Source organism: Microbacterium xerophyticum (assembly GCF_053543555.1).
This window is the reverse complement of the sequence record NZ_JBLVOB010000007.1, coordinates 1,094,825-1,104,980: the sequence shown is the minus strand read 5'-3', so window position 1 is coordinate 1,104,980 and position 10,156 is coordinate 1,094,825. Positions and strand designations below refer to the sequence as shown.

13 protein-coding genes are annotated in these 10,156 nt (G+C 63.9%); 7 read left to right on the top strand and 6 right to left on the bottom strand.

Annotated features, from left to right (window positions below; genetic code table 11):
• From ACNPNP_RS16935 to ACNPNP_RS16905, 7 genes are all read left to right on the top strand, one after another.
• Nucleotides 1-519 (top strand): LLM class flavin-dependent oxidoreductase (locus ACNPNP_RS16935; protein ID WP_448967188.1); only part of this gene is annotated, 519 nt, incomplete at its 5' end.
• Nucleotides 516-1,202: an NADPH-dependent F420 reductase gene (locus ACNPNP_RS16930; RefSeq protein WP_448967187.1), complete on the top strand. Its 687-nt coding sequence runs from the start codon at nt 516-518 to the stop codon at nt 1,200-1,202. The genes ACNPNP_RS16935 and ACNPNP_RS16930, both read left to right, overlap by 4 nt.
• A gap of 379 nt (nt 1,203-1,581) precedes the next feature.
• The gene (locus tag ACNPNP_RS16925) at nt 1,582-2,271 is read left to right on the top strand and encodes a hypothetical protein (RefSeq protein ID WP_448967186.1); all 690 of its coding nucleotides are present in this window, start codon (nt 1,582-1,584) and stop codon (nt 2,269-2,271) included.
• Nucleotides 2,261-2,821, top strand: coding sequence for a hypothetical protein (locus ACNPNP_RS16920; protein ID WP_448967185.1), 561 nt, complete (start codon nt 2,261-2,263; stop codon nt 2,819-2,821). The genes ACNPNP_RS16925 and ACNPNP_RS16920 overlap by 11 nt, the downstream gene beginning before the upstream one ends.
• Nucleotides 2,822-2,832: 11 nt before the next feature.
• The gene (locus ACNPNP_RS16915) at nt 2,833-3,177 is read left to right on the top strand and encodes a hypothetical protein (protein ID WP_448967184.1); all 345 of its coding nucleotides are present in this window, start codon (nt 2,833-2,835) and stop codon (nt 3,175-3,177) included.
• A gap of 339 nt (nt 3,178-3,516) precedes the next feature.
• Entirely contained in the window at nt 3,517-4,389 is an 873-nt protein-coding gene (locus ACNPNP_RS16910) for a glycerophosphodiester phosphodiesterase (protein WP_448967183.1), read from the top strand.
• A 169-nt stretch (nt 4,390-4,558) separates the two neighbouring features.
• Complete coding sequence (locus ACNPNP_RS16905; RefSeq protein WP_448967182.1) at nt 4,559-5,404, top strand: aminoglycoside phosphotransferase family protein; 846 nt, start codon at nt 4,559-4,561, stop codon at nt 5,402-5,404.
• 27 nt (nt 5,405-5,431) lie between these two features.
• On the opposite strand, the gene dnaB is transcribed toward ACNPNP_RS16905, so the two are convergent.
• From dnaB to ACNPNP_RS16875, 6 genes are all read right to left on the bottom strand, one after another.
• Nucleotides 5,432-6,805 (bottom strand): replicative DNA helicase, encoded by a 1,374-nt coding sequence (dnaB, locus tag ACNPNP_RS16900; protein ID WP_448967181.1) that lies wholly within the window; start codon nt 6,803-6,805, stop codon nt 5,432-5,434.
• Between the two features lie 603 nt (nt 6,806-7,408).
• Complete coding sequence (gene rplI / locus ACNPNP_RS16895; protein WP_448967180.1) at nt 7,409-7,861, bottom strand: 50S ribosomal protein L9; 453 nt, start codon at nt 7,859-7,861, stop codon at nt 7,409-7,411.
• An 11-nt stretch (nt 7,862-7,872) separates the two neighbouring features.
• Nucleotides 7,873-8,127: a 30S ribosomal protein S18 gene (rpsR, locus tag ACNPNP_RS16890; protein ID WP_017829850.1), complete on the bottom strand. Its 255-nt coding sequence runs from the start codon at nt 8,125-8,127 to the stop codon at nt 7,873-7,875.
• A 61-nt stretch (nt 8,128-8,188) separates the two neighbouring features.
• Nucleotides 8,189-8,695 carry a single-stranded DNA-binding protein gene (locus tag ACNPNP_RS16885; RefSeq protein WP_448967179.1) on the bottom strand — a complete coding sequence of 169 codons (507 nt, stop codon included), beginning with the start codon at nt 8,693-8,695 and terminating at the stop codon, nt 8,189-8,191.
• Nucleotides 8,696-8,700: 5 nt separating this feature from the next.
• Nucleotides 8,701-9,069, bottom strand: coding sequence for a 30S ribosomal protein S6 (gene rpsF / locus ACNPNP_RS16880; protein WP_448967178.1), 369 nt, complete (start codon nt 9,067-9,069; stop codon nt 8,701-8,703).
• A 149-nt stretch (nt 9,070-9,218) separates the two neighbouring features.
• Nucleotides 9,219-10,151 (bottom strand): cation diffusion facilitator family transporter, encoded by a 933-nt coding sequence (locus ACNPNP_RS16875; protein WP_448967177.1) that lies wholly within the window; start codon nt 10,149-10,151, stop codon nt 9,219-9,221.
• Nucleotides 10,152-10,156: the final 5 nt, after the last annotated feature.

The window sequence follows — 10,156 nt, the reverse complement described above, 5'->3', positions numbered from 1 at the left end:
GTCGGTGCCCCCACCGCGCACTACGGATTCCGGCTCATGCTCGCGATCATCGGCGGTGCACCCGCGCGCTTCGCACCGTATGTCGACCTGTACCGTCGAGCGACCGAGCAGTTGGGCACCACCGCTTACCCGGTGGGAATGCACTCCCCCGGATTCATCGCCGAGACCGATGAAGAGGCGATGGAGGCGTTCTACCCCGGGTACAAGGTGATCCGCGACCGCATCGGAGCGCTGCGCGGCTGGCCGCCGCTGCGTCGCTCCGAGTTCGAAGCGGACGTCGAGAGCGGATCGTTGTACGTCGGCTCGCCGGAGACGGTGGCGAGGAAGATGGCGGCAGCCATCCGCACGCTGGATGTCGGTCGGTTCGACCTCATCTACACCGCCGGCGGGGCCATGGCGGCGAGCGCGCGGCTTCGCGCCGTGGAGCTGTACGGCACGAAGGTGATCCCGATGGTGCGCGAACTGCTGGCGGAAGCGCCCGCACAGTCCGCCGTCACCGGAGAGGCGTTCCGGCGATGATCGAGACGAACGGGGGCAGGCCGACCGTCGGCATCCTGGGAGCGGGCAAGGTCGGGACCGTACTGGCGCGGCTCGCGATCGCCGCGGGCTACCGCGTGCTCATCGCCGGATCCGGCGAGCCAGAGCGGATCGCGCTCACGATCGACGTGCTCGCGCCCGGCGCGACGGCCGTTGAGTCGACGGATGCTGCCAGGGAAGCGGACATCGTCGTGCTCGCGCTGCCGCTCGGGAAGTATCGGAATCTGCCGGTCGCGGAGCTCGAAGGCACGCTCGTGCTGGATGCGATGAACTACTGGTGGGAGACCGACGGCATCCGCGACGACCTGAGCGACCCGCGCACCTCTACGAGCGAGATCGTGCAGGAGTTCCTGCCGCAGTCGCGCGTCGTGAAGGCCCTGAACCACATGGGCTATCACGACCTCGAGGAAGAAGCGCGACCGTCAGGGGCGCAGGGGCGCAAGGCCATCGCGATCGCCGGTGACCGCGAGGCCGACGTCGCGCGCGTCTCCGAGTTCATCGACGCTCTGGGCTTCGATCCCCTCGTCGCGGGGCCGCTCGCCGCTGGCGCGCTCTTGGAACCCGGGATGCCGACGTTCGGCGCCGATCTCCCCGTCGACGAGCTGCGTGCGCTCATCGAGGTGGCCGCCGCGGAGCATTCGCCCACACGCGCTGCGAACATCTGAATCCTGGGATCGTCGGCCGAGGGACGACCTGCCAATGTGAGCGAAGCCGCATCGGCGGTGGTTTCTGCGAGGGATCGCACAGTAACTCCTGATGGAGACGACGCTGTCGGTTCTGCGGGTCATCCACGAGTTCGCTGTCACCTGTGCGGCGGCCCAAACCGGCGCAGTAAGCAGGTAGCCGGTAGCCGGTAGCCGGTAGCAGGAAGCAGGAAGGCCAGAATAGTCGCAAATCGGCCCGGACGATCGGACTACAGCATAATTGCTAGTGGTGAACGGTTTCGGAACGTCGTTCGCATGGCTGAAGGTGAGAGTGGGGATTCAGCCGCCTGCACGCGCACGTGATACTTTCGTGACAGCTTCGAGAAGGAGGCTCTTGGACATGAGTGAAGACAACTATGTCGATCCTGTCAACGCGGTAGTCGAGCTCCTGGTCACCTTGGGCGAGGAGGCGTTCGATGAACTCATTATGCGCCTCTCACCGCCTCACGCTTACAGCAGTACGACTGCCATGCAGATCGGAATTGAGTCTGACCACATCGACTTCGATCAGGCGGAGATGATTACTGGTTTCGCCGTGTCGTTCGTCGACGCACGACTCTCCGGCGCTGTTAGCCCCGATTTGCCGAGTAAAGTTGCGCATCGCGTCAGCCAGGCACTGAATCTCGATGAAGCTGTTGCCGAACGCCGACTTGGGCGACTCATGGATGCGCCCGCCGTGCGGCTTGTAGCTCGCGCCAAGCAAGCGCGCGAGCGTAGGTCCCACATCACTGTCGATCTTGGTATCGAAACGGATGTGCGGCCCATCTTTGATGAGGAGTATGGAGAGACGCCAGCCCTAGAGATAGTTGCCCACGCGCTTCGGATTAGTTCCGTCTCCGATCTTAGGGGCGATCAGCAAAATTCGAAGGTGTACGAGTTTGTCCTTGATCAGCACGACTTGGCGCAGCTAGCTGTTGTCGTCGAGGAAGCCCTGGCGAATCAGCGTCGAATCAACCGACGCGCCGAACGTGACGGAACCACCGCGTCTTTTGACTTCAAACTAGGAGAGTTGGCAACTGATGGTGACTGACGTGCGCTTGCGGCGGGCGAATCAGTCCGCGACCTCGCGCTTTGACACGATCGTTCGGGCTGAAGCTATAGGCGGGCCCCGACGCAATGCGTTCGACGAAGTGATCGCACCGGGGCTGAAGACGCCAACCCGCTTCGACGAGAGGTTCGATCGTTCCCTCAGAGAGCGAGATCATGACGATGATCTGACCTATCTGAATATTGATCAGCTCAGTGCATCGCTCAGAGAGGGAACCAGCCTCCGCGAGCTTCACTATTCGATGAAGTGGCCGCAACTGGTGAGTGCGCGCGCCGCCGCGCGCCCCGCTGGGACCGCGGAAACGCTCAGCCCCTCAGAAGAAGACGCAGCTGCCATCGTCATGAATCGGGGATACCGCTTGATCTGGCTTATCTTGAGCCTCTGCGTGATGTTGTCCACGGCGGTCGCAACTCTGTCTCTTGGTGCGGACGTTGGGATGCCAAAGCCCGCCGCGGTTTTCGCTCTCGCTGCGTCCGTCGGTCTTCTGCTGACTACGTTCTTTGCGGGAGCGCCTCGGCGCCCAAAGCGATGACAGAAGGAAGCGTGCCTCGTCGTAAGCCGAACGTGTGGCGGCTCGCGCGGGAGGGGCGAAAGCTTGTTGCTGAGGCCATTTCGGCGGAAACAACGTCGTTCGCGGGCAGGTGCAACATCATTACCATCGTCAGCGCCGTCGCGTTGATGGTGGTGTACATGATTACGGACTTCCAGGCATCCATCGAACACAACCCTGAGACGGGTCTCGTGATTAAGTGGGGCGGAGGTGCGGATTTCATCATCTGGTTCTTACTATTGCTGTTCGTATTTAGCGTTTGTTGCATGGCAATCGTCACCTATACAGAGCGTCTGAAGAATAATCTCGAACCGAATGAAGGATCGCCCACCTCGTAGACGTCCGACACAGAATCCCGTTTGTCGCGCGCGCTGAGGACCCTAACTGGGTTGGTCGAGATGACCGTCGCCACGAGTGGATCGTCGACGTTGACGTGTTTGGCGAAGCTGGCGGCCACGCCGTTGTTCTAGTGGCCGATCATCTGCCGGGCGACGGACGAAATGCCGTCCCACGAGTGTCACCGAGGGCCGACCGGGATCGTCGACCGCGTGCGCACCACGTTCGAGGCATCGGCCAGCACCTTTCCGTGATCATTCACCTCGAGGACACGGTGACGTCACGCGCGGACGAAACCGTGGAGGTGTCCAGTGCTAACCACCTCCTAAGGAGATCAACCAATGCGCACTCGCACACTCACGCTGGCCGCCGCGGCCGGTATCGTCGGGCTCTCGCTCGTCGCCACCCCTGCCATCGCCGCCCAGCCGGAGAAGGTCTCAGTCATCACCACGGCGCACCGCGGCGCGATGGCCTACGCGCCGGAGAACACGCTCGCCGCATTCGAGGTCGGTATCGAGCAGAAGGCCACCTGGATCGAGTCGGACGTCCAGCTCAGCAAGGACGGGGTCGCCGTGCTCATGCACGACACCACGCTGACGCGCACCACGAACGTCGAAGAGGTCTTCCCGGACCGCGCACCGTGGAAGGTCGCCGACTTCACGCTCGAGGAGATCAAGCAGCTCGATGCCGGATCGTGGTTCGGCGAGGAGTTCGCCGGCGAGCAGGTCCCCACGCTCGCGGAGATGGTGTCGCAGGTGCGGTCGAGCCGTTCGGGCATCATCATGGAGCTCAAGTCGCCCGAGCTGTACCCGGGTGTCGAGCAGGAGGTCATCGACGTCTTCGACTCGTTCCCCGGCTACGTCAACTCGGCTCTCGCCAGCGAGCGCCTCGCGGTGCAGAGCTTCAACTGGGAGTCGATGGCGACCTACGCCGAACTGCAGCCCGAGGTTCCGGTGGGTCTGCTCGGCACGGTTCCCGTCGCCGACCTCGCTGCGTACGGCGAGTGGGCCGACCAGGTCAACCCGAACTACGGCGCCGTGACCGCCGACTACGTCGACGCCGTGCACGACGCCGGCATGGTCATCAACACCTACACGGTCAACGAGGTCGCCGACATGGCGCGTCTGCTCGACTACGGCGTCGACGGGATCATCACCAACCGTCCCGACGTGCTCGAGAACCTGCTCGCTCAGCGCAACATCGAGAAGCGCTGACCGATCCTCACCAAGCGGCCCGCTCGATCTTCGGATCGGGCGGGCCGCCTCTCATGGTGCGGCGTCTTCACTTGCGCTGACGTGCTTGAGCACGCTGTCGATGATTGAGTGGTAGCAATAGACGACAAAGCGCTGGGGAGGAACCAAGATCGAGATCCACGAGCCTCTGGTGGCCGAACTCATTTCGGAGCAGTTTCCACACTGGAGCACGCTGCGCATTCGTGCGGTTCCGCAGCAGGGGTGGGACAACCGGACGTTTCGCCTGGGAGATGGCCTCTCTGTGCGGTTGCCCAGTGGAGAGGCCTATGCCGCGGCTGTCGAGAAAGAGCAGCGCGCGCTCGATTTCCTCGACGGGAAGCTTCCGGTTCTGGTCCCCGGTGTCATGGCAGTCGGAGCGCCGCCCCAGGAGTACCCGTTTCCGTGGTCGGTACGTCGATGGTTGCCCGGTGACACGATCGACGAGAATCCGCTGATCGATCGGGTCTCCTTGGCCGACGATCTGGGATCCGTGTTGCGCACACTGAGATCCCTCCCGACGGGTGCGGGCGCCTCAGCGGGACGACATTCCTTCTACCGCGGCTGTCACCCGAGCGTGTACAGCGATCAAGTGCAGATCGACCTCGAACGTCTGGGAGACGACGTCGATGCGGACCGGTGCCGAGAGATCTGGCTCGCTGCGACGACGTCTGCGTGGGAATCCGAGCCGGTCTGGTTTCACGGAGACGTTGCCACCGGCAATCTTCTTACAGATGAAGGGAGACTCTCGGCAGTCATCGATCTCGGCACATGCGGAATCGGCGACCCCGCATGTGATCTCGTCATCGCGTGGACCTACTTTGATGGCGAGGCGCGTGCGGCGTTTCGCCAGTCGGTCGCCCTCGATGATGCAACATGGCAACGCGCGCGAGGATGGGCCCTTTGGAAAGCACTTGCGACGATGTCGAACCAGTCCAGCCCAGACGCCGGGAGAACTCAGCAGCGTGTGCTGGCCGAAGTCCTCTCCACAGCGCCCTAGGTCGCCAGGTTCACATGGAACCCTGGCTCAGTTGAAGTCGCCACCCGGCGCCATGTCGGCGAAGCGCGAGTAATGGCCCTGGAAGGCGACATTGATCGTCGCGGTCGGGCCGTTGCGGTGCTTGGCGACGATGAGGTCGGCTTCGCCCGGACGCACGTCCTTGTCGTAGACGGAGTCGCGGTGCAGCAGGATCACCATGTCGGCATCCTGCTCGATCGAGCCCGACTCTCGCAGGTCGCTGATCTGCGGCTTCTTGTCCTGCCTGGCCTCTGAACCACGGTTCAGCTGCGACAGCGCGATGACTGGAACCTGCAGCTCTTTCGCGAGCAGCTTGAGCGCACGCGAGAACTCGGAGACCTCCTGCTGACGCGACTCGACGCGCTTGCCGCTCGTCATCAGCTGCAGGTAGTCGATCACGACCATGCGCAGACCTTCACGCTGCTTCAAGCGTCGGCACTTCGCACGGATCTCGACGAGGGTCATGTTCGGGCTGTCGTCGATGTAGAGCGGTGCGTCGTTGATGCGTCCACGAGTCGCGGCGACCGTGGTCCAGTCGCGCGGGTCGAGCGTTCCCTTACGCATGTGCTGGAGCGGAATGGCGCCCTCGGCGCTGAGCAGACGCATCGCGATCTCGCTCTTGCCCATCTCGAGCGAGAAGAAGATCGCCGGCTGGCCGTGGCCGATCGCGGCGGCGCGGGCGAAGTCGAGCGCGAGCGTGGACTTACCCATGGCGGGTCGCGCGGCGACGACGATCATCTGTCCGCCGTGCAGGCCGTTCGTGAGTTCGTCGAGCTCCTTGAAGCCGGTCGGCACGCCCGTCATCGACCCGTCACGACCGCTGGCCGCCTCGATCTCTTCCAGCGCAGCATCCACCGCGACCGTCAGGGGCACGTAGTCTTCCGCCGCCTCTGTGCCGGTGACCGCGTAGATCTCTGCCTGCGCGTTGTTGACGAGATCGGTCGCATCTCCCTGGCCGTCGTAGCCGAGCTGCACGATGCGCGTGCCGGCATCGACGAGACGGCGCAGGATCGAACGCTCGGCCACGATGCCGGCGTAGTATCCCGCGTTCGCCGCAGTCGGGACGATCGAGGTCAGCGTGTGCAGGTAGTCGGCACCGCCCGCGCGACCCAGCTCACCGGTCTTGATCAGCTCGTCCGTGACGGCGACGACGTCGGTGGGCTCGCCGTGCGAGTACAGCGAGAGGATCGCCTCGAAGATGAGCTCGTGCTTGGGGATGTAGAAGTCGGCACCCTTGAGGGTCTCGATCACATCGGCGACAGCATCCTTCGAAAGGAGCATTCCACCGAGGGCACTCTGTTCGGCGAGGAGGTCGTGGGGCGGCGTGCGCTCTGGCTTGCGCTGTCCCCCGAGGCGCTCCTCCGAGATGTCGGCAATCGACACTGTGCTCCCTCCGATGCGCTGGCTGCTGTTGCGGCGCGGGATGATGGATCCCCCGATTGCCGTACGACGACGGCCGGTTCTGCGGCAGCAATGAGCGAACCACGAACCACCGACATCTCGTCGCTCGTCCACGCTAGAAGCGCCCTACTCCACCCGCAACACAGCCTGTGGATAACTCTGTGGAGAGGATGCGAACAACTTCGGAGTGTCTGTGCAGAACGCATGTGGATAACCCTGTGCTGCACGTCGGTTTGGAGATTTTTTATTTGTCTTGACCTGGTATTTCTCGGTTCCCCAGGCTGTGGATGAGAATCTGTTTAAACGCGCCGTTGAAGGTTGACCACTCAGAAAGCACATGTGTACAACCTGGGGAGAAGTCAAGCCCTGTTTTTCTCGGGCGCGTCCATCCCTCCGCGCACGGGAACGAGCCGGTCACCGGCGAATTCATCCGTCGTTCAGCCGCTCCGGTGAAGTGCCATCGCTCAGTCGTGGATGTCTGCTCCCGACGGACCGATCAGTCTCCGCAGGCGTCGTAGGCGGTCCGCCGCCGAGAACGCAGAAAGCCCTCCGCCCGAAGGCAGAGGGCTTTCTGAGGATCGCGCGTTACTTGGCCGCGACGACCTGAAGGGTGATGACGGCGACGACGTCTTCGTGCAGACGCACGGTCGCCTCGTGGTCACCGGTCGACTTGATCGGCGAGGTGATGGTCACCTTGCGCTTGTCGATCGCGCCGAGGCCGGCAGCCTCGACAGCGCTCGCGACGTGCTCGGTCTTGACCGAACCGAACAGACGCCCGCCGCCGCCGGCCTTGACGGCCAGACGGACCTTGGTGTCCTCGATCTTGTCCTTGAGAGCCACAGCCTCGTCGCGGTCGTGGATCGCACGCGCCTTGCGTGCGGCCTGGATCGACTCGACCTGCTTTGCGCCACCGCGGGTCCACGCCGTGGCGAGGCCCTGGGGGATGAGGTAGTTGCGGGCGTACCCGTTCTTGACCTCGATAACGTCGCCGGCGCTTCCGAGCCCGGCGACCTCATTCGTGAGAATCAGCTTTGCCATATCGATACCCCTTAGCGGCCAGCGCCGGCGTAAGGCAGGAGTGCCATCTCGCGTGCGTTCTTGATCGCCGTGGCGATCAGACGCTGCTCCTGCACCGAGACACCGGTGATACGACGGGCACGGATCTTGCCGCGCTCCGAGACGAACTTGCGAAGGGTAGCGACGTCCTTGTAGTCAATGACGCCGACCCGGATCGACTTCGCGGGAGCGGTGGGCTTGCCACCCTTCCGCGGCTTGCGGCGGTCGCCGCTCGACTTTCCAGCCATGGTTTTTCCTTATTGATGAGCGGATGCCGTGCCTCTTGCGAGACGCGGATCCAGAAGTTGTTTAGAACGGGGTGTCGTCGCCGAAGCTGCCTGGAGTGCTCCAGGCATCCGCGCTGGTCGAGGAACCGGGTGTGGACCACGGCTCCTCCGACACCTGCTGCTGCGCTGGACGCTGTCCACCGCCGCCGCCACCGGCACCGCCGGAAGCCGCACGGGTGACCTGCGCCGTCGCGTAACGCAGCGAAGGGCCGATCTCATCGACCTCGAGCTCGATGGCCGTGCGGTTGTTGCCCTCACGGTCCTGGTAGGAACGCTGGCGAAGACGACCCTGCGCGACAACACGCATGCCCTTCGTCAGCGAACCGGCCACGTGCTCGGCGAACTCGCGCCACACGGACGCACGGAGGAACAGCGCATCGCCGTCCTTCCACTCGTTCGCCTGACGGTCGAAGGTTCGCGGCGTCGATGCGATGGTGAAGTTCGCCACCGGCAGTCCGTTCTGCGTGTAGCGCAGCTCGGGGTCGGCCGTGAGGTTTCCCACCACGGTGATGACGGTTTCGCCGGCCATGAGCCTTAGGCCTTCGCTGCCTTGGCGGCCTTGCGGGCTGCCTTCTCCTCGGAGCGCTTCGCCTCCGAAGCGACCATCGCCTGAGCTTCCTCGGAGCGGAGCACCTTGGTGCGCATGATCTGCTCGTTCAGGCCCAGCTGACGGTCGAGCTCCTGCGTGGCAGCGCTCGTCGCGGTGAAGTTGACGACGGCGTAGATGCCCTCGGTCTTCTTCTGGATCTCGTATGCAAGACGGCGCTTGCCCCAGATGTCGACCTTGTCAATCGAGCCACCATCGTTGGTGATGACCTTCAGGAACTTGTCGAGCGTAGGGGCGACCTGGCGCTCGTCGATCTCGGGGGTCAGAATGACCATGAGTTCGTACTGGTGCGTCACTTACCCACCTCCTTCGGACTAGAACGGCTTCCGGGCATTTCCCGAAAGCAGGAGGGTGTGTGCACGTGCCCGCCCGTGCGCGCAGGATGCACGCAGAAGACAGACAACCTGGACAGTCTAGCGGAGTTCCGGGCGTGTCGCGAACGCGGTCAATCGACCGAACCCCGCTGATCCTTGAACACGAGCGAGGGCTCGTCTTCCACCGAAAGTGAGAGAACGACCGTCTCGACGACCGGATGCGCCTCGATCTGGCGCTCCACATCGCGCAGGCGCCTCGCGACATCGTGCTCGCGCTCATCTCCGGCAAGGTCGATCTCGGCCACGATGAACAGGCGGTTCGGGCCGACGTACTCGATGTGCAGGTAGGTCACTCGTTCGATCGCAGGCGCCGCGAGCAGCGCAGTACCGACGCGCGATCGCAGCTCCGGCGATGCGCTCGTACCCACGATGAAGGCCAGGTTGCGCCCGATCAGCACGACGGCCACGACGGCAAGGAGGACGCCGACGAGGATCGACCCGACTGCATCCCAGGCCGCGACGCCGGTGACCTGGTGCAGCGCGATGGAGCCGCCGGCGAGTGCGAGGCCGATGAGCGCCGCAGCATCCTCGAAGAAGACGGCACGCAGAGTCGTGTCACTCGTCTCGATCACGAAGTCCCATGTCGAGCTACCACGCTCGCGAGCGAGCCGACGCGAGCGGATGAGCGCCTGCGTGAACGACGCACCTTCGAGCACGAATGCGACGGCCAGCACGACATAGGCGACCAGGGGGCTCTCGACCGGTTCGTCGGATCCGAGCTCCTGGATGCCGTGCATGATCGACACGATCGCACCGGCGGTGAAGATGCCGAACGCGGCGATCAACGACCAGACGAAAGCGCTGCGGCCGTACCCGAGCGGATGGCGTTCATCCTTGCGACGGGCACCTTGCCGATCGGCGATCAGCAGGAAGATCTCGTTGCCCGCATCGGCCCACGAGTGGGCGGCCTCGGCGACCATCGATGCGGATGCCGTGATGATCGCGGCGACCGTCTTGGCGATGGCGACGAGCAGGTTGGCGAGAAAGGCGATGAGCACTGTCACGCCGA

Excerpts from the sequence above, each read along its gene's own strand:
- rpsR (WP_017829850.1), bottom strand. The coding sequence starts at position 8,127 with ATGGCTGGAAAGTCGAGCGGCGACCGCCGCAAGCCGCGGAAGGGTGGC.
- ACNPNP_RS16885 (WP_448967179.1), bottom strand. The coding sequence starts at position 8,695 with ATGGCCGGCGAAACCGTCATCACCGTGGTGGGAAACCTCACGGCCGAC.
- ACNPNP_RS16925 (WP_448967186.1), top strand. The coding sequence starts at position 1,582 with ATGAGTGAAGACAACTATGTCGATCCTGTCAACGCGGTAGTCGAGCTC.
- ACNPNP_RS16930 (WP_448967187.1), top strand. The coding sequence starts at position 516 with ATGATCGAGACGAACGGGGGCAGGCCGACCGTCGGCATCCTGGGAGCG.
- ACNPNP_RS16920 (WP_448967185.1), top strand. The coding sequence starts at position 2,261 with ATGGTGACTGACGTGCGCTTGCGGCGGGCGAATCAGTCCGCGACCTCG.
- ACNPNP_RS16910 (WP_448967183.1), top strand. The coding sequence starts at position 3,517 with ATGCGCACTCGCACACTCACGCTGGCCGCCGCGGCCGGTATCGTCGGG.
- rplI (WP_448967180.1), bottom strand. The coding sequence starts at position 7,861 with ATGGCAAAGCTGATTCTCACGAATGAGGTCGCCGGGCTCGGAAGCGCC.